The following is a 19,455-nucleotide window of genomic DNA, read 5'->3' on the forward strand; positions in this document are numbered from 1 at the left end:
CCTATAAAATAAAAGGAATATGTATAAGTTCACCATCTCGGCTAAGATCCAACCCTTTCAGGTCGATATGACTTACCACATAACCACTATCAAGTTTGCTGTTTAATATCAGCCGAGTGCCATTACTTAACTCGACAAAAGGATGGCTACTGTTGCCGCCAAAACTGACGATTTGCCCAGAAAGATAACGAGATAGATTGTCTCTCACTGGAATGTTCTCAAATCGAATATCGATGTTCTGGCCAGTGTGCGCCATTAACTGGGCACCTACCTGACGTATCTGAGAGCGCACTTTGTTTTGAAAGTGTCCTGTTACCATGATGCTGTCCTGACGACGTTCAACCATCAGACCGTTAAGCAGACCTTTTTCACGTAGAGCCTCAATGAATTTTTGAACATAACCACCAATATCATTGGCCACTTGCCAGTGTTTAAGACCCTGAACTTGTTCTAATTCACGAGTTACTTTGTCCCACTTCTCTCCTGATTGGATCGCACCAGAAATTCTAACGACTCCCATTCTTCTTGACGGCATAACGTTGATGTTCTGATATCCATTTGCGCTCAGCACTGATTCCACGTTGCCAATCAGAGTGTCAGTGCAAACGGCCTTATTTGTAAAACGAATAGAGTGCTGTTTTAATCCTTCTTTTAACTTAGCCATCGCTGTTGAGTTATCGCAATAACCTGTCATTGTCACTACACCATCCACTCCCCAATTGGCATTGACCTGATGCAATGCGGGTACACTGAGCTGATTTTGCAACCACAGCTGCGGATCGAAGACAGGTGTCGCTTTCTCGGGTAGCATCAAAGTCAGAGCCATCAGAGCGGCAGTGAATAATGTCAGTGTCAGAAGTACGACCTTTGCCGCCCGGCTATGCTTGGTTTGGGCATGTCTAGGGAGCTTTTGCCATTCCAATGCATGATCAGCTTGACCAAGTACCAGACCCACACCACAGACTTCGATTGGCACCCCCATTGGTAACGCCTCTTGGGTATTTATAAGGTTGCCGTTTGCCCACACTTGGACTGTGTCTGTTACAAACACACTCTTGTCTTCAACCCTAATGTGTAATCGTTCACGTTCAGCGAGTGGCACCATAATGTCGCCGCTAGGTCCCATTGAGAGCTCACCCTGAGGTAGTTTCAACTCTCTACCCTGCATTGGGCCTGTCAGCCATAAAAGCTTGGTACTGTTTTCCATAGCTACTCCCATTTATTGATTGACGGGTTCTGCCTTGATCAAGAACAGACGCATAACACTTTGCTTACTATGGTCTGTACTACGGAAAAGTCCCCCTAATAGCGGGATATCACCCAACAATGGAATTTTATTTTCTACGGTATGGTCTTTCTCTTGAACGAAGCCACCAAGCAACAGGCTCTCACCAGTTTTCAGTGTCGCTTGGGTAGCAATCTCTGAGTTCTCCACTTGAGGCAATGGATCTTTACTGCTGACGGGCTTGGATTGTTGGCCATCTTGAATGTTTAGTGACAGCATCACTTTCTTATAGTGGTTCTCAGTGACCAGTCTTGGCGTCACTCTCAAAAGAGAACCTGTTGTTACAGACTCCAATTTCGCGACTTTTTCCCCTTCAATCTTGGTGTAAAAGGTGACGTTTTTATCTAACACTGCCTGCACATTGTTGAGCGTCACGACAGAAGGTCTCGAAAGAACTTTTGCTTTCGAATTCTGCTCTAATGCATTGAGCCGAACCATAAAGTTTCCAGTATTACCAATCACAGTCGAGAAATTATCACTGCTTAAGCTGCCCTGATTAAACGTAATGCTACCACCACCGATTTTAGCCGCTGCTGACCAGTCGATACCTAATTGGTTAAAATCTGATGTATCGACATCGATGATGGTGACCGAGACTTCAATCATGGTCGGAGTAATATCGAGTTGCTTGATCAGAGAAGCGTACATTGCCATGTCCATTTTATTGGTACGAATGATCACAGCGTTCTGACGGGAATCGGCAGAAAAGCTGGTCGAGGTCTGGTTGCTTTCATCAGGCCCTTGATCTTGCTCTATTTGTTTAAGTACAGAGACAACGCCTGGTACGGTGACATCTTGGCTTCGATAGCTATAAACCGTATCTGTAGCTGATGCATATTTAAGCGGAAAGATCTTGACGGACTTCTGGGATTGAGCGTGCTGTTTCGAATCATTGTCCAACTGCTGGACAAACTTACTTACCGTACTTACGCACGCTGGTACGCCGTTTACCTGTACTGCATGAAGCCCTGAAATGGGTGTCACTTCACATGCAACTTTATCCATGAATCCAGCTTTCGCGATGTAACGCGTCGCCTCCTGATTGGACAAAGAGGACAGTGAAATTACTTCGTTGGTCACTTCTCTTGCTTTGTTTACATGCAACAAATCGCCGTCATAGTACCAGACTAAGCCGTATTGTTGAGCTAGCATCTTCAGTATCTGCTTTGGTGTCTGACCCTCAATTTGACCACTGAAAGTGTCTTTTACCTGATCGCTCACTTCCATAGGAATACCATAGTTTTTACCTACATCTTCAATGACAGATTTTAACGGTGTCCCTCGGCTATAAAATACAAACGGCTCACCATGCCACTGGACAGCAGATATTGGTGCAGCATGGGCAAAGTTGATCGTAAATAGAAGTAACCAGCATAGTAATTTCTTCATAGTTTTCTCCTCCAAATACGAGGCTTGCTAAGAGCTGTGGGTTTCAACATTTCTTGCTCAAGATACCTGCCTAGAGCCAGTTGCATCTTGAAAGAAGAAACCAACTCTTGGTCGTCGAGATCACTGGGGTAATAACGCCACAGCACCCACTCCTGATTGTTGTGATCTAAGCCACATTCCCACCCCTCTTCACAAGCGGCGAGCACCAGAGAAGCTTGTATCGACCATACTCGATCGCTTGGCGGTTCTATCTGTATTCCTATCGTCACGCAATGCTCTGATTTCAACCAGCGGATTCGTCTACTCGCACATTGACCCTGCCATTGGCTATCATCTTGTAGGTTATCTGTAACTAGATAGCCCATCGCAATTAAACGTTCGATCATTGGAAACCTCTTTCTCCGATTTCGCATTCAGTATGTATTGCGAGGTGATGGTGCGGTATCAGGTGAACACCTTAGTCTCTCGTAGGCTGAAAAGTTTTATCATCTATATCAGGGAAAGATGGATCTTACGTGATGCTTCACGCTAAGGTAGAAAGAACGAATCTCAGAAGTGATTGCGTTAAAAATCAATGACTACAGGAGTAGACATGAAAACTCGTTGGAATTCTTCATTGGTCACCAAGCTCACCATAGCCTTTATTTCGGTGTTTATGGGCTTGTGGGTACTCATTCAGATCAATGCATTCGACAACACCTACAACAGTACGTTAAATCAAACACTAAAGAGCTATAACCAGATTAGTGAGATTCGAGCGCAGATGAATCGCAGCCTTTTTGCTCAAGCTATGGATGATACTCAACAATTCGAGCAACGTCTTCAACGGTTCCAGAGCATGAAAGTGGACCCAAATGTGGAGTTAGTTGCTCATCAGTTCAATATTGGCCACACCTCACCGCACATAGAGCGGAAACAACTTTGGGCGCTTCAAACGTTTGGCATCGCAGGCCAACAACGCTACGTTGATAGCTTTATTATTGAACCCGGACGACAAGTGTCCATTTATGCCGCGTCTGAGGTCGAACGCTCCCATCTCGATCAGCGAGTCGATGAAATTGTCGAATTATCGCAACTTCCAACTGAAGATGGTTTTCGCTGGAGCGAGCCAAAATATGATGCCGCCAGAGATAGTATCTACCTGCTGCTTAGCTACACATTAAACCCAGAGGATGACAGAGCTCGTCAAGTCGGATTTGCTATTGATATCAAGGACGTCGTTACTGTATCTAACGTTTATTCCAAAGGCGATCAGAATTTATTTCTCACACCTAAAGGGGTGATTCCATTTCATGGACAGGACAAACCCAATTCACAAACTCAAGCCCAACTCAATAGCCACATCATTCACTCAGGAGGGATTGAAAATGTAGAAGAGTTGTTTGAAGTCGCTGATTATTACGTCGTAAGCAAATTCATAGATGGACCTGATTGGCTCCAGATTTCAATGGTCCCTAAGTTGAGAATTGAACGAATAGCTTACACCCCATTTTATAGCGAGCTAAAGTGGTCTTTAATCTCTTTTGCTGTGATGATCTTGGTGATGCTTTGGATCCTATGGAAGTCACTGGCAGAGACGATCCGAAACTTTGTAGGCATCATCAAAAGTGACCGTCAGCCGACTTTCGCTCGTCGTTTACCCGAATCACGAAAAGATGAACTTGGTGATATTGCTCGCGCATATAACATGTTGCTCGACACCATTAAGTCAAGCTATGACGAACTAGAATCGAAAGTAGAGCAACGTACGGTTGAGCTCGCTCATGCCAAACAACTTGCTGAAAAAGCGACGGCGCGAAAAAGCGAACACCTCACCAATATTAGCCACGAGTTGCGTACACCTCTTAATGGCATTACAGGCTCACTTGAGTTGTTGCGCAATACTCAGATGAATGAACAACAAGCCGATTTAAGAAACACTGCGTATACCTGTGCTAAGTCTTTGCTTAGCATCATTAACAACCTACTCGATTTTTCAAGAATTGAAGCGGATCAGATAGAGTTAAATCTAGCCAACAATCCACTACTTAAGGTGGTTGATGAAGCCATGCTGACCATTCAATCAAATGTCGTCAACAAGCCTATTGAATTAAAAACTCTGGTCGCAGACAATGTGCCAGAAAGCTGCACATTTGATCCTATTCGCGTCAGACAGGTACTGGTCAACTTACTGGGCAACGCAGCTAAGTTCACTGAGCAAGGTCACATCTTTCTCTATATCGAAGTCAAAGACGACGCTCTTTGTTTCACGGTCGAAGATACAGGGCCAGGTATTGCCGCCCACAAACTGGATGAAGTGTTTGAACCCTTCAGACAATCTTCTTCACATCAGGTTGGAACTGGCCTCGGATTACCAATTTCCCGGAAGCTCGCGACCATTATGGGGGGGAATCTAACTTTAAAAAGTGAAGTTGGTACAGGTTCAACTTTTATTTTCTCTTTGCCTATGACCGAGCCCGGAATGCGATTGCGCCTTAAACAAGGCGTCATTGATGCACCAGAAAATTTACACACACAAATTTCACTTTGGGGTGGCGAGTGTGTCGACAACCACTCTGATTCACTTCAAAATGAAGAACTGAATTATTTGCCTTGGCGACTTTGGAAGCGTCTATACGAAATTCAGCATGGGATTTCAACCGAGAAAACCCTAGTTCCCGCGAAGGAAATGTTACCGTGGAAATTGAAGATACTCCTTGTGGATGACGTGGAAACCAATCGCGATATTATCACCAAGATGTTGACTGAGCTTGGTCAAGAAGTGATTTGCGTAGAGAGCGGTGAGTTCGCCTTACAGTCTGGCGAACGCCATATCTTCGATTTAGTATTGATGGATATACGAATGCCTGGTTTAGATGGTTACCAAGCAACGCAACTTTGGCGTGATAGCGAGTCTATCCTTGATACAGAATGTCCTATTATGGCGTTAACGGCCAACGCCAACCATTCTGAACACGAAAAGTCTATGCACCTGATGAACGGTTATCTCACCAAACCGGTTTCATTAAAGGAGCTGGCAAAAGCGCTTGATATTGCGGCAGAAATTCAGATAGATCGTGACATGCAGCCCGATATCAATATCGATTCAAATGCCCCTATTATGGATTTCACTGAAGAGGAATTTACTCAACGTCTCGCCAATCATTTCCAAGATATGGCGCAGGCAGCCAAAGAAAGTTTAGCCGACCGTAATTGGCAGGAACTGAGAGATATATTACACAATGTTAAGGGAAGTGCAGGTCTCGCAGGTGTAAATCTTGTGTCTGAAGCGGCAGCAGAGTTAGAAAAGCAATTAGAGCTAACCAACCATATTGACGCGAAAGAGCTCGAGCCTCTGCTTCGAGCCTTGAAAAACTATCAAACGCAGTCTTAGCTAACCAAGCTAGGGAAAACGGCGATTATGTTGGACACAGCATGCGCCGTTTGAATACAGCGGTTAAATTAAATGCCCATTCTATGAGCCCATTTCATCAAATCGGCCACATTGTGAGCATCGAGCTTGCGCATGATGTTCATTCGGTGTGTTTCTACTGTTTTTAGGCCAATCAGTAGTACTTCTGCAATGTCACGATTACGTTTGCCTTCGAAGATCAATTTGAGCACCTGTTTCTCACGTGGTGTTAAAACAGGAATATCCCCTTCCTCGACACCGCTCAATGCTTCAATATGTTTAGCATCGAGAGCAGGATCAAGAAAACTCTTGCCTCGAGTAACACTCTTGATCGCCGCAAGTAAGGTGCTTTTCGACCCATTCTTCAACACATAGCCGTTTGAGCCTGCATCTAACGCCTCTCTTGCCTTTCGCTCTTCTTCCGAAGCTGTAAGAACAATAATCATCATATCTGGCCAGCGCTTGCGTAACTGCCTAATCGCCTCAACACCGGACATGCCAGGAAGATTTAGGTCCATGAAGACCATATCTGGCTTCAGCTTGAGACATTCCTCATATACCCCTAACCCATCTGTAACAAAGCCGACCAGCTCTAGATTTGGGTATGGAGAAAGGCAACTTTTTAAACCATCGAATATAAGGTCGTGATCATCCACAACCAAGATTTTTAAATGTGAATACTCGCCAAATGTCATCGTCATTCTCCACGTCAGAAACCGATGCGTATAAGGTTCAATATAACCAAACTGCTACGAATTTATTGTTGTTATTGTTATTCAATCTATCATTCGACGTGAAGTTATCAAGGTTGTTTGTCATTTAAGTGACATAGGTTCTCATAACTCAGGGACTTTTTTAGTCCTCGCCATCATCATAAGACACATTCATTACAACTCGCAGCAACTCTGCTACGGGTTCGAATAGTGATTCAGGAATCACTTGTCCCGACTCTACTTGATGGTACAAAGCACGAGCAAGGGGAATATTTTCAATCAGAGGAATACTATTTTTTTCTGCCATTTCAACTATATGAAGCGCCATATGCTCTTGAGCCTTGTCTAAGACCAAAGGCAATGGTGTTTCATCAGGCTGATAATACAAGCATACGGCAATGTGGGTCGGATTGCGGACAATTACTGTCGATTTCTTCACGTTGGAGGCGAGCGAACCGTTCGCGGTCTCTCTTTGTAATTCGCGACGTTTCTGTTTGACTTCGGGGTTACCTTCGGTTTCTTTATATTCCTGTTTGGTATCTTCTTTCGACATTTTTAGCTGTTTCATAGTCTGGAAATGAACGAATGCGTAGTCACCCGCAGAAAAAACGAGGTAGCAGACAAGAAACGCTCCCCATAGCCATTTGATCAAGGTAAAGATTATATCGACACCGCAATCCGCACCACATGTCGGTAAATATTGGAACATATTGACGTGCTGATGCAGGAGATAATAGAAGACCAAGCTGAGAACCAATATCTTGAGCATGTTTTTGCCCAGTTCAAACAAGCTTTTCATTGAAAAGATATTCTTGGCATTATTGATGACATTGACTTTGTTGAAACTTGGCTTAAGGCTTTCTGATGCCCAAACTGGACCTGTTTGAACCATACAGCTAAAAGCGACAGTAATGATCAGAATAAAGACTAATCCAGCAATAAAACGAATTAGAATGTAAACAAACGCAGCCATTACGGTTTCAGCCGCCACTTTAAGCGGTAAATTGATGGAAGTGATTGCAATATCTATCATTTTCCATATCGCTTCCATCATGTTGTGCCCTTCAACAATAAAATAACCAAGAATCACGGCCATCTGAAAGCCAGTGACAATCTCGTTGCTTTTAACAACCTGACCTTTTTTACGAGCATCACGGAGTCGTTTGGGAGTGGGCTTTTCCGTTTTCTCTGCCATGGCTACTCCTTGAGTAGTTGAAACAGTGTTGAGATATTGCTTTCAAATTGATTGATTTGATTGAGGTAATGAGTCAGCGCAAAATGCATACTCACCAAAAGCAAAAAAACCACCAAGATGCTTTTTATTGGCATGGAAAGAAAAAACACATTGAGTTGCTCAACAGAGCGGTTGACCAAACCAAGCGCCACATCGACCATGATCATGACCACCATCGCAGGTAGTGCGAAACTCAAGCACATATCTGACATCATTTGCCACTGTTGGCTGATAAAGGCCAGCAAATCGTCATTAAATGACAAAGCGCTGTCAGGCGGTAAAAAGGTATAGGATTGGTATAGCGCTGCAAGTAAAGCATTAAACCCACCCGAAACCAGAAACAGTACGCTCAGAATTTGTGTGAAGAACATACCGAACACTGAAGACTGAAGCCCCATTAGAGGATTGAGTACCGTTGACATCGATGCCCCACGCATTGTGTCAATAACAAAACCGGCCATATCAATCGCCCAGAATGGAATAGCGGCACAGAAGCCAACAATCAAGCCGATGAGAAGTTCTTCCCCATATATTAATGTGAGTTCTGTCAGAGGCTTGGCCGAAAAATCGACAGGATGCGCTTGCATCATTGGAATAATGGGTAACGCAAACATCAGTACAAGCGTATTGCGAATCAAGCCACTTCCCATCGCTCCACCTTTGAAAAGTGGTAGCATTATCATCATCCCCAGAGGTCTCATCATACAGAGTGCTAACATCGGAATGTATTGCATCAGGGTCGCCATTTAGCCCCCTATATGTCCGATTTGATCGAAAGCCAAGCCAGCGTAGTTGAGTAAAGTGCTCCCCATCCAGTGATAACTCACAGCAAGTGTGATGCACACTGCAACCAACTTAATTAGAAATTGCAAAGACTGGTCTTGTATCTGAGTCAACGCTTGAAACAGACTGACCAAAATACCTACCGCAGATGCAACGACAACCACAGGCAAAGAAAGGATCAGCACCAACCAAAGCAACTCTGAAGTAAAATGTATGATGACCGCTTCATTCATGAGAAAGACCCCATCAGCTGACCAATCAGTTTGTCCCAACCGCCCATTAGGATAAAAATGAGTAGTTTGAATGGCAGGGCTATCGTCATTGGTGACACCATCATCATACCCATTGCCAATAGAATGTTGGACACGATCAAGTCGATGGCAACAAATGGAAGATAAAGCAGGAAACCGATTTTGAACGCTTCGATCAATTGACTCATGGCAAAAGCAGGTACCATAACAAGCAGTGAATCTTTGGATAATTCGCTCTGGTATTGCTCCGGCCATATTTTATGCCCAATCTCAGAGAAAAACTGAATCTGGGTATCACTGGTATTGTGGCTGAGAAATTGATGATAAGGCGCAATAATTTGATCACTGATCTGGGAAAAAACGTCGGGAGACGCCCAATCAACGGGGTGTGCAGCTAAGTTATCTTTAATAGCAAGACCGACAGGGGCCATCGTAAACATAGTGAGGATGAGAGCCAAACCATAAATGGCCATATTGGGTGGAATCTGCTGAATACCCAGAGCATTTCGTAACATTGACAACACAATGGAAAGCTTTAAAAAAGAGGTCCCCATAACAGCAAACAACGGCAGTAAAGACATAAAAAACAATACTGCGATCAGTTGAATTGGATTGTCCAGTAAGGCCATAAGCGACTCCCAAGTTTGGTGACATGTAGAGTTTGCGCTAAATCGCCACTGGGTCATATCAGGTCAGGACCTGATATGACGAAAACAAACATTATTCACGGTTCAACAAGCAAGAAAGGTGCTCCAAAACGGTAACGGTTGATATGTTTAGTCGAATGCTTCATCTAAGGTTATACGCCTGTTTTCTGCTTTATAGACGAAACTTAACACCAATAATGTTAGCCTCTTCCAGATCTTGAAGTGTCAGTTCGAAGTCGTCATTGGAAGAAAGCTCAACCTGCCAATTTTCTCCTTTAGATTCGATTTTTAACAGTGGATTTTCGCTAATTAACTGCCAATTTCCCGACGGTCTCTCGACCACAAGTTTTGAGCCTTGCAAAGACGCACTGATAGAACTATTTTTAACATTAAAGGTACAACTTGGTTTCAACTCACATTCGATATTTTCATGCTCATTATGTGTCATTGTTCGCCAAATAAACGCTGCAATTAAAAGGGTTAACATGATGATTATTTGAGCAAAACGGGCGCGTGTGAGTTTTTCGGCTGCCATTCTGTAGGGTTCTCCGTGTAACAAACTTCAAAGTTTTAAAATAAAAGGTCAAAACCTGACCGACTGTAAGGTTACTACCCTGTCATTGAATTGTTAAATGCAGTATAGTTGGCGGCTGAAAATGCCACTTTTTTACTAAAATCGGCAAGAAAGTTTAACCGACTGTTTCGGTATCATTTTCTTTATGGTTTGGGTGGCATTACGACATGTGTCGTGTTGGAAGTAAAGTGTAGTTAATTAGAAATTGGAAGCATGCAAATGAGCCAAGAAAAGCAGCTTGAACAAAACTACAACTATACGGTCGTCCGTCAGTTCACCCTAGTAACCATTCTATGGGGTATTGTCGGTATGGGCGTTGGTGTTTTGATTGCCGCTCAATTAGTTTGGCCACAGCTAAACTTTGATACGCCGTGGTTGACGTACAGTCGTTTACGTCCCCTGCATACTAATGCGGTTATTTTTGCGTTTGGTACAAGTGCTCTGTTCGCAACGTCTTACTACGTTGTGCAGCGTACCTGTCAAACTCGTTTATTTGGTGGCCCTCTTGTTGCCTTTACCTTTTGGGGATGGCAAGCAGTCATTTTAGCCGCAGCGATTACTCTACCTTTGGGGATGACCTCAGGTAAAGAATACGCTGAACTAGAATGGCCGATCGATATTGCTATCGCAGTGGTTTGGGTATCTTATGCCGTCGTGTTCTTTGGGACTTTGGTCAAGCGTAATACCTCCCACATCTATGTGGCAAACTGGTTCTTCGGAGCCTTCATCATCACAGTGGCAGTTCTTCATATTGTCAACAGCATGGCCATCCCTGTATCAATGAGCAAATCCTACTCGATTTACTCTGGTGCCGTGGACGCTATGGTTCAATGGTGGTACGGGCACAACGCAGTAGGTTTCCTACTCACTGCGGGTTTCCTAGGTATGATGTACTACTTTGTTCCTAAGCAAGCTGAACGCCCTGTTTATTCTTACCGTCTGTCTATTGTTCACTTCTGGGCGCTGATCTCACTATACATTTGGGCAGGCCCTCACCACCTCCACTATACTGCGCTTCCTGATTGGACACAGTCTGTCGGTATGGTGATGTCTTTGGTTCTGTTTGCACCTTCTTGGGGTGGTATGATTAACGGTATCATGACGCTATCTGGTGCTTGGCATAAGCTTCGTTATGACCCTATTCTACGCTTCCTAATCGTATCTCTATCTTTCTATGGTATGTCTACGTTTGAAGGTCCAATGATGTCGATTAAGACAGTAAATGCACTGTCTCATTACACTGACTGGACTATCGGCCACGTACACTCTGGTGCACTTGGTTGGGTTGCAATGGTTTCTATCGGTTCTGTTTACCATCTAGTCCCTCGCCTGTTTGGTCAAGAGCGTATGTACTCTGTGAGCATGATCAACGCGCACTTCTGGTTGGCTACAATCGGTACGGTTCTCTACATCGTTGCAATGTGGATCTCTGGTGTAATGCAAGGTCTGATGTGGCGCGCAGTCAACTCTGACGGTACGTTAACTTACAGCTTCGTTGAGTCGGTACAGGCTTCTTACCCATTCTACTTCGTGCGTTTCCTAGGTGGAGCAATCTTCCTAACAGGTATGTTCTTAATGGCATACAACACGTACAAGACTGTATCAGCGCCTAAAGATAGCTTAAAAGCTATCCCACAGCCGGCATAAGGAGCTTAAAAGAATGAGTTCTAATTCTAACAATCGCCACGAAATTGTTGAGCGCAATGTCGGTTTGCTTGCGATTCTTATTGTTTTTGCAATTAGCCTGGGGGCTCTTGTAGAGATCACCCCACTTATTTTCCAAAAACAAACCACCGAGCCTGTTGACAATCTACGTCCATACACTGCTCTTGAGCTGGAAGGTCGTGACATATACACCCGTGAAGGTTGTAACGTTTGTCATAGCCAGATGGTTCGCCCTTTCCGTTCTGAAACTGAGCGTTACGGTCACTACTCTGTCGCTGGTGAAAGTGTTTGGGAGCACCCGTTCCTATGGGGTTCTAAGCGCACAGGTCCTGACCTAGCACGCGTTGGCGGTCGTTACTCTGATGAGTGGCATCGCGTTCACCTAATGGACCCGCGTGAGCTTGTTCCTGAGTCAAACATGCCAGGTTTCCCATGGCTGGCTGACAATGTTCTTGATGGTAAGAACACTCAGAAGAAGCTAACCATCTTCCGCGATCAGTTTGGCGTTCCATACACTGATGAGCAAATCGCAAACGCGTCTAAAGATGTAGAAGGTAAAACTGAGATGGATGCCATCATCGCTTACCTTCAGTCTCTTGGTCACGCAATGAAGTAATAAAGGGGTGAAATTATGGATATCGGTACTATTCATGGTATTTGGACCATAGTGCTTTTCGTGTGCTTTATAGGTGTAGTTTGGTGGGCTTACGGTAAGAGTCGTAAAGCTCGCTTCGATGAAGCTGCGAACCTTGTTTTTGCCGATGAAGAGCAAACGCCCTCAAAAGAACAAGGAGTGACTAAGCAATGACTACATTTTGGAGTCTTTGGATAATCATCATTACGGTCGGTACACTGGTCGGCTGTGCTGCGCTACTTTTTTGGTGCCTTAAAGATAAAATGGGCGTTGAAGAAGGGGCAGATATGGGTCACGAATACGATGGTATTCGCGAGCTAAACAATCCATTGCCTAAATGGTGGACGTATCTGTTTGTAAGTACATTCGTATTTGCGGCTATTTACTTCACACTTTACCCGGGCTTGGGCAGTTTCAAAGGCATTCTAGGTTGGCAGAGTTCTGATCAACTGGTAACAACGCTTGAGGAATCAAAAGCTTCCATTGCGAGAGCTCAAGAAAATAAACAGCTTGTGCAATACGCAAAAGAGCTAGCTGATGCAGACACTTACTTCGGTGAAGCCTTCAATCGTCTGGCTTATGTGGAAGGTTCTTCTGAACTGCGCCCTATCCCAGAGATTGCTGCTGATCAAGAGGCAATTAAAGTAGGACAACGTTTGTTTCTACAAAACTGCTCGCAGTGTCACGGTTCAGATGCTCGTGGTCAGAAAGGCTTCCCTAATCTGACTGATGACGCATGGCTGTATGGCGGAGAACCTGAAGCTATTGTTACGACCCTAATGCATGGCCGTGTTGGTCAGATGCCAGCATGGAAAGACGCACTAGGCGAACAAGGTGTTAAAGAAGTTGTTAGTTATACGCTGAGCCTTTCTGGACGTTCTGTAAACGCCCGAGAAGCCGAAGCTGGTAAAGCTCGCTTCGTTGTGTGTGCTGCGTGTCATGGTACTGACGGTAAGGGTAACCCTGCTGTTGGTGCACCAGATCTAACCGATAAGGACTGGTTGTTCGGCGGTTCACGCGCAGATGTAACTGAAACAGTAATGAATGGCCGTTCTGGTGTTATGCCAGCATGGAAGGACATACTGGGCGAAGAGAAAATCCAACTGGTTGCCTCTTATGTGTGGAGTCTAAGCAACTCGGATAATAAGTAACATTTCAATAACGGCCCCTTTTGAAGGGGCCGTCTTTCCTTTACAGTTAAAGCCCTAATTTATTTAATTTTTATTGAGAACTTTTGTATGGAAAAGCCTTGGTATAAGCAGTTCTGGCCGTGGTTTATACTCTCCTTAACGGTCGGAGTGTCTATATTAACTCTGGTTCGAGTCGCAATACTTACCAACCACTCAATTCACTTAGTGACTGAGGACTATTACAAAAAAGGTAAAGGTATTAACGTCGACATCTCTAGAGTCAAAGTAACAAGAGAGTTAGGCCTTGAAGCCACAGTTCGTTCAGAAGGTGATACTGTGCTGATTGAGTTTGATAAAGGCCAGCTAAAGCATTACCCTGCGATCACCGCTATGTTTGCTCACCGTACCCTACCTGACCATGATTTCACGAAGCTCGTTACATCAGACGCCAGTGGTCAATACCGAATTAAGCTTGATAGTGAACTTCAAGGTCCATGGTTTCTTGAGCTAACCCCACACGACGAAAAATGGCTAATCCAAGGCCGTGTAGAATTCCCAACATCGTCAGCAGTCCAACTAACCAATTAAGAAGCGTCTATGTGCAAATCCTGTTATCACTGTGGTGAAGATGTACCAGCCAACACGGATTTCACAGTCGAGATTTTGGGCAAACCACGTGATATGTGCTGCCCAGGCTGTGAGACAGTAGCTCAGACTATCGTCGATAGCGGACTGGTTTCCTACTACCAATATCGAACAGCCCCTGCAGAAAAAGCCGATTTAGTGCCTGAACAACTTCAGGCACTGATTCATTATGACAACGAAGAAGTTCAATCTGAGTTTGTAAGAAACGCTGAAGACAGAGCTGAAGTTACCTTGTCGCTAGAAGGCGTTTCATGTGCCGCGTGTGCATGGTTGATAGAGAAACAAGTTTCCACTCGCACCGGTGTTCTTTCTATCCGAGTCAACACCACGACCAATCGAGCAATCCTAGCATGGGACAAGACTCAAACTAAACTCAGCGAACTGCTCTCTAGCATTCATCAGCTCGGTTACAAAGCAGCACCTTTTGAAGCAGACAAACAAGAAGCCGCTTATCATGAGTCCATGAAGCAATACCTTTATCGACTGGGGATTGCTGGTTTGGCAACCATGCAAGTGATGATGCTGGCTGTCGCACTTTACCTTGAAGTATTTGGTGACTTGGAGCCTGAATTTAAAAGCTACTTTCGTTGGGTGAGTTTAATCTTCGCAACGCCAGTGATGCTTTACTCTGCCCTTCCATTCTACCTCAACGCATGGCGAAGTATTCGCAGCCGAACACTAGGCATGGATGTGCCCGTTTCGTTGGCGATGATCTTCGCGTACTTTGCCAGTTTGGTAGCGACCGTCACCGAGCAAGGTGAAGTCTTCTTTGAATCCATCTCTATGTTTGCGTTCTTCCTGCTCGTAGGTCGCTTTCTTGAAATGCGTGCTCGACGCAAAGCTGCAGCGGCAAGCGGTAACTTGCTCAAACTTATCCCTGCCATTGCAACTAAGTTAGATGGCGATCAGGTTCCTGTTAAAACGCTTAAACTCGGTGACCAAATACGCGTCCTTCCGGGCGAGCATGTTCCTGCAGACGGGAAGATCATCAAAGGGCGAGTCCATATTGATGAGTCCATGTTAACTGGCGAGTCGGTGCCGGTGGTCAAGAATGTCGATGACTACGTATATGCAGGGACATTAAATGGTGAAGAGTCGTTCGAGTTAGAGGTGACTTCGACCAAAGCAGATTCGATGATTTCCAACATCGTCCGATTACAGGATGAAGCGCAATTGTCGAAGCCGAAAATTGCTCAAATAGCTGATATTGTCGCTCGCTACTTTGTGGCGATCATCTTGGTGATTGCAGCAGGTACGTGGTTTTTCTGGCACCAGACTAGGCCAGATGACGCATTTTGGATCATGCTTTCAGTCTTAGTGGCTACCTGCCCTTGCGCGTTATCTTTAGCGACACCAACAGCGCTTACTTGTGCTACCTCTAGAATGGGTAATCTAGGCATTCTTTTACGTAAAGGACACGTATTTGAAACACTCTGTAAGATTAACCACCTTATCGTCGACAAAACTGGAACGCTTACGCACGGCGACATAGTGATCAGCGAAGTCAACACCTTCTCTAATACCTCAAAAGAAGAAGCCCTAGCAATCGCTGCCTCACTAGAATCCCACGCAAACCATCCGATCGCGAGAGCTTTCAAGTCACATCAAAGCTTGGAAGTTCAAGTGAATGATGTTGAAAACATTATTGGCTCTGGCATTCATGGTATTTACCAAGGCCAAAACGTCAAGATCGGCAGTGCAAGCTTCATCTTGGGTGAGCAAGCAGAAGCGGAACCTAACTCCGTGTATCTGTCCTTGAATGGCCAACATGTGGCTACCTTCACTTATCAAGATCCAATTCGAGCAGAATCGAAAACATTTATTGAGCGCTTTAAAAAGGCGGGCATCAAGGTCACGTTGCTCACTGGAGACTCCCAATCTAACGCTAACGTTGTCGCTAAAGAGATCGGTATCGAGACAGTGGTTGCAGGCGCAAAACCTCAAGACAAACTGGAGTATCTGCAAAACGTCGATGACAGCGATGTGACCATGATGATTGGAGATGGTATCAATGATGCTCCTACTCTCGCGGGAGCCCATCTTTCTGTCGCGATGGGCGGTGGTGCTGATGTGGCTAAAGCGTCCGCAGATATGGTTTTGCTCGGCGATCAATTGGACCGTATTCTTGAAGCTCGTAAGCTCGCTCTGCAAACACGTAAGATTATCCGCGAAAACCTTGCTTGGTCACTTGGCTACAACATTTTGATCTTGCCATTGGCAGTATCAGGGCTTGTCGCTCCTTATTTTGCAGTTGTTGGTATGTCTGCGAGCTCAATTATTGTAGTATCTAACTCTCTACGCTTGCTCAAGGAACAAGGTAAATAAGATGGAAAGCCTTTATATTCTTATCCCAATTGCTATCGTTTTGGTTTGTGTCGCCATTGCAATTTTCCTCTGGGCGGTAAAAAGCGATCAGTTTGAGGATTTGGAGCGACAGGGTCACAATATTTTGTTCGACGAAGACGAGAAAAACGAGAGCAAGACCAAATGACGCCAGACTGGTTAGGTGCCTTGCTGATCGGTGTCATCGGCGCAGGGCATTGTATGGGGATGTGTGGAGGCATTGCCTCCATGCTTACCATGGGGCAAGCCCACAGCTCGAAGCTAGTCCCGGTCTTCTACAACCTGGGTAGACTAATAAGCTATTCCATCATAGGCGCTATTGTTGGTGGCGCCATCTCTTCCATCGCTGAAGTCAGTACAATGAATAATGCCTTAACTTGGTTAAGGTTAGCTGCCGCAGTATTTATGATTCTATTGGCTTTTTATATTGGTCGATGGTGGCAAGGGCTACTTTATGTTGAGAAGATAGGCCAGAAACTGTGGAAGTTCATCTCGCCAGCAGGTAAATCCTTACTGCCGTTAAAGTCCCCGCTCCATGCTCTTCCTTTTGGTTTTATCTGGGGTTGGTTACCATGTGGGTTAGTTTATTCCACATTGACTTGGTCTGCGGTATCGGGGAGCGCGTTAAATGGCGCTCTAATCATGTTAGCATTTGGCGCTGGTACTCTACCTGCTATGCTGCTCATGGGCTTTGGCGCAACCTATTTACACAAGCTGCAACAGTCGTCAACATTTCGTAACTTCGGGGCGTTATTGATCTTATCTTACGGGATCTACACGGCTTACGGTGCGGTAACCATATTATCACTAACATGATATACCCCTGTTTTTCTGCGGCTTTTTTAGCTACCCTTTCGTATTAATGAGTGCTAAAATATTGATGTATATCAAATCGTGAAAGGTTGTTATGATTTCTGAAAAGCCTGCAACAAAACGCGTCCAATCCGGCGGATGCGCTATTCACTGTCAAGACTGTAGTATCAGCCAACTGTGTATTCCGTTTACACTGAATGAGTCTGAACTTGACCAATTAGATCAGATTATTGAACGCAAAAAGCCAATCCAAAAAGGACAAGAGCTTTTTAAAGCGGGCGATGATCTTAAGTCTTTATACGCGATTCGTTCTGGCACAATCAAAAGCTACACCATCACAGAACAAGGTGACGAGCAAATTACCGCTTTCCACTTAGCTGGTGATTTGGTTGGTTTTGACGCTATTACAGGCGACCTGCATCCAAGTTTTGCACAAGCACTTGAAACATCAATGGTTTGTGAAATCCCCTACGAAACCTTAGATGACCTTTCGGGTAAAATGCCCAAACTTCGCCAGCAAATCATGCGTTTGATGAGTAACGAAATTAAAGGCGACCAAGAAATGATCCTTCTGCTATCTAAGAAAAATGCAGAAGAACGCTTGGCAGCATTTCTATACAACTTGTCGACGCGATTCTCTCAACGTGGTTTCAGCCCTCGTGAGTTCCGTTTGACTATGACGCGCGGTGATATCGGTAACTATTTGGGTCTAACGGTTGAGACAATTTCCCGATTGCTAGGTCGTTTCCAGAAATCAGAAATTCTCAGTGTTAAGGGCAAGTACATCACGATTCTTGATCATGATACCCTTATGGAGTTGGCTGGCGTTTCAACAGAATCTTAATAACTTCAATGACGTAGCTCAAAACTGAGCTGCGTCATACTTTTCTCACCTTCCTTACTGTTTTTCTAAAAATCTTCATCTAGCTAGGCTACATTAATCATATAACTCTCCCACTCCTAAGGAGTTACTATGAGTATCTACAACAAAATACTAGTTGTTGCTGACATTAATAAAGATGAACAACCCGCTTTAGCCCGTGCCATGCAGCTTGCTGCGAAAAGCCGTTCTCGTAGCCATGTGACGTTCTTCTTATCCATCTACGACTTTTCTTATGACATGACCTCAATGCTGTCTATCGATGAGCGTGACGCAATGCGACGTGGCGTCATTGGTCAACGTGAGCAATGGATGCAAAACGTGGCTAAACCCTACACTAATGCAGACATCGATTTTGAAGTAAAAGTCGTGTGGCACAATCGCCCCTATGAAGCTATCGTCGCTGAGACATTCGCAGGTAGCCATGACATCGTAATCAAAGGTACGCGTAAGCACGATGTTCTAGAATCAGTGATTTTCACGCCAACGGACTGGCATTTACTGCGTAAATGTCCTTGCCCTGTATTACTGGTGAAAAATGCAGATTGGCCTGAAGATGCCAGTATTCTCGCCTCTGTCCACGTGGGCTCTGAAAATGACACGCACTTAGGCTTAAATGACAGCATGGTTGAACAGCTTAAGAGCCTCACCGAACGCCTAGGTGCCCAGCCCTATCTAGTTAACGCCTACCCTGTTACTCCTGCTAACATTACAATCGAACTGCCAGAGTTCGATCCAACAACCTACAGCGATGCGGTACGTGGCCACCACCTAACTTCAATGAAAGCGCTGCGCCAAAAGCATGGTTACGACGAGCAACAAACCATTGTTGAACAAGGTTTGCCTGAAGATGTCATTCCTGAATCTGCTGAAAAGCTTAATGCCGCAATGGTTATCGTCGGAACAACCGGCCGAACAGGCTTATCTGCCGTGTTTATCGGTAATACTGCAGAGCATGTCATTGATAAGATCAACTGTGACGTTCTGGCGCTGAAACCTAAAGGCTATATTAGCCCGCTAGACCCTAAAACAGCAGTTTAAAATTAAAATATCAAATCCCCTCAAGCTACTTGAGGGG

At 44.8% G+C, this 19,455-nt stretch carries 20 protein-coding genes; 11 read left to right on the forward strand and 9 right to left on the reverse strand.

Going from position 1 to position 19,455, the window contains the following annotated elements; all coding sequences use genetic code 11:
* Position 1 precedes the first annotated feature (1 nt).
* The 3 genes from sctD to OH455_RS00175 are packed head-to-tail and all read right to left on the reverse strand — an operon-like array spanning position 2 to position 3,060.
* A complete protein-coding gene (gene sctD / locus OH455_RS00165; RefSeq protein ID WP_269979885.1) occupies positions 2-1,207 on the reverse strand; it encodes a type III secretion system inner membrane ring subunit SctD in 1,206 nt (401 codons plus the stop codon).
* A 12-nt stretch (positions 1,208-1,219) separates the two neighbouring features.
* Positions 1,220-2,674 (reverse strand): EscC/YscC/HrcC family type III secretion system outer membrane ring protein, encoded by a 1,455-nt coding sequence (locus OH455_RS00170; protein WP_045973581.1) that lies wholly within the window; start codon positions 2,672-2,674, stop codon positions 1,220-1,222.
* Entirely contained in the window at positions 2,671-3,060 is a 390-nt protein-coding gene (locus OH455_RS00175; protein WP_206368825.1) for a hypothetical protein, read from the reverse strand. The genes OH455_RS00170 and OH455_RS00175 overlap by 4 nt, the downstream gene beginning before the upstream one ends.
* 206 nt (positions 3,061-3,266) lie before the next feature.
* Between OH455_RS00175 and OH455_RS00180 the strand changes: the two genes are divergently transcribed.
* On the forward strand, positions 3,267-6,047 hold the full coding sequence (locus OH455_RS00180; protein WP_269979886.1) for a two component system sensor kinase: 2,781 nt from the start codon (positions 3,267-3,269) through the stop codon (positions 6,045-6,047).
* 68 nt (positions 6,048-6,115) lie between these two features.
* Here OH455_RS00180 and OH455_RS00185 read toward each other — a convergent pair whose 3' ends face one another.
* The 6 genes from OH455_RS00185 to OH455_RS00210 form a co-directional block, all read right to left on the reverse strand.
* Positions 6,116-6,760 (reverse strand): two component system response regulator, encoded by a 645-nt coding sequence (locus tag OH455_RS00185; protein WP_045973593.1) that lies wholly within the window; start codon positions 6,758-6,760, stop codon positions 6,116-6,118.
* 160 nt (positions 6,761-6,920) lie between these two features.
* Positions 6,921-7,973: an EscU/YscU/HrcU family type III secretion system export apparatus switch protein gene (locus OH455_RS00190; protein WP_269979887.1), complete on the reverse strand. Its 1,053-nt coding sequence runs from the start codon at positions 7,971-7,973 to the stop codon at positions 6,921-6,923.
* A 2-nt stretch (positions 7,974-7,975) separates the two neighbouring features.
* Entirely contained in the window at positions 7,976-8,758 is a 783-nt protein-coding gene (sctT, locus tag OH455_RS00195) for a type III secretion system export apparatus subunit SctT (RefSeq protein ID WP_045973595.1), read from the reverse strand.
* On the reverse strand, positions 8,759-9,028 hold the full coding sequence (locus OH455_RS00200) for an EscS/YscS/HrcS family type III secretion system export apparatus protein (protein WP_045973596.1): 270 nt from the start codon (positions 9,026-9,028) through the stop codon (positions 8,759-8,761).
* The gene (sctR, locus tag OH455_RS00205) at positions 9,025-9,675 is read right to left on the reverse strand and encodes a type III secretion system export apparatus subunit SctR (protein ID WP_269979888.1); all 651 of its coding nucleotides are present in this window, start codon (positions 9,673-9,675) and stop codon (positions 9,025-9,027) included. Before sctR ends, OH455_RS00200 begins: the two co-directional genes overlap by 4 nt.
* 190 nt (positions 9,676-9,865) lie before the next feature.
* Positions 9,866-10,228, reverse strand: coding sequence for a hypothetical protein (locus OH455_RS00210; RefSeq protein WP_269979889.1), 363 nt, complete (start codon positions 10,226-10,228; stop codon positions 9,866-9,868).
* Between the two features lie 258 nt (positions 10,229-10,486).
* Here OH455_RS00210 and ccoN point away from each other — a divergent pair, with 258 nt between their 5' ends.
* From ccoN to uspE, 10 genes are all read left to right on the forward strand, one after another.
* Positions 10,487-11,914 carry a cytochrome-c oxidase, cbb3-type subunit I gene (gene ccoN, locus OH455_RS00215; RefSeq protein WP_206368820.1) on the forward strand — a complete coding sequence of 476 codons (1,428 nt, stop codon included), beginning with the start codon at positions 10,487-10,489 and terminating at the stop codon, positions 11,912-11,914.
* A gap of 13 nt (positions 11,915-11,927) precedes the next feature.
* The gene (gene ccoO / locus OH455_RS00220; protein WP_206368819.1) at positions 11,928-12,548 is read left to right on the forward strand and encodes a cytochrome-c oxidase, cbb3-type subunit II; all 621 of its coding nucleotides are present in this window, start codon (positions 11,928-11,930) and stop codon (positions 12,546-12,548) included.
* Positions 12,549-12,563: 15 nt separating this feature from the next.
* Positions 12,564-12,740 carry a CcoQ/FixQ family Cbb3-type cytochrome c oxidase assembly chaperone gene (locus OH455_RS00225; RefSeq protein WP_045973605.1) on the forward strand — a complete coding sequence of 59 codons (177 nt, stop codon included), beginning with the start codon at positions 12,564-12,566 and terminating at the stop codon, positions 12,738-12,740.
* Positions 12,737-13,717 (forward strand): cytochrome-c oxidase, cbb3-type subunit III, encoded by a 981-nt coding sequence (ccoP, locus tag OH455_RS00230; RefSeq protein WP_045973607.1) that lies wholly within the window; start codon positions 12,737-12,739, stop codon positions 13,715-13,717. The genes OH455_RS00225 and ccoP overlap by 4 nt, the downstream gene beginning before the upstream one ends.
* 87 nt (positions 13,718-13,804) lie before the next feature.
* Positions 13,805-14,284, forward strand: coding sequence for a FixH family protein (locus OH455_RS00235; RefSeq protein ID WP_045973608.1), 480 nt, complete (start codon positions 13,805-13,807; stop codon positions 14,282-14,284).
* A 9-nt stretch (positions 14,285-14,293) separates the two neighbouring features.
* Positions 14,294-16,666: a heavy metal translocating P-type ATPase gene (locus OH455_RS00240; RefSeq protein ID WP_269979890.1), complete on the forward strand. Its 2,373-nt coding sequence runs from the start codon at positions 14,294-14,296 to the stop codon at positions 16,664-16,666.
* 1 nt (position 16,667) lies between these two features.
* Positions 16,668-16,832, forward strand: a complete 165-nt coding sequence (gene ccoS / locus OH455_RS00245) for a cbb3-type cytochrome oxidase assembly protein CcoS (RefSeq protein ID WP_006962265.1) — start codon at positions 16,668-16,670, stop codon at positions 16,830-16,832.
* Positions 16,829-17,500 (forward strand): sulfite exporter TauE/SafE family protein, encoded by a 672-nt coding sequence (locus OH455_RS00250; protein ID WP_269979891.1) that lies wholly within the window; start codon positions 16,829-16,831, stop codon positions 17,498-17,500. Before ccoS ends, OH455_RS00250 begins: the two co-directional genes overlap by 4 nt.
* Positions 17,501-17,591: 91 nt before the next feature.
* Positions 17,592-18,341, forward strand: coding sequence for an FNR family transcription factor (locus tag OH455_RS00255; RefSeq protein ID WP_045973615.1), 750 nt, complete (start codon positions 17,592-17,594; stop codon positions 18,339-18,341).
* A gap of 129 nt (positions 18,342-18,470) precedes the next feature.
* On the forward strand, positions 18,471-19,418 hold the full coding sequence (uspE, locus tag OH455_RS00260; protein ID WP_269979892.1) for a universal stress protein UspE: 948 nt from the start codon (positions 18,471-18,473) through the stop codon (positions 19,416-19,418).
* Positions 19,419-19,455: the final 37 nt, after the last annotated feature.

Origin of the sequence: Vibrio sp. T11.5, from assembly GCF_027587155.1 — a bacterium.
Taxonomy (GTDB): domain Bacteria; phylum Pseudomonadota; class Gammaproteobacteria; order Enterobacterales; family Vibrionaceae; genus Vibrio; species Vibrio neptunius.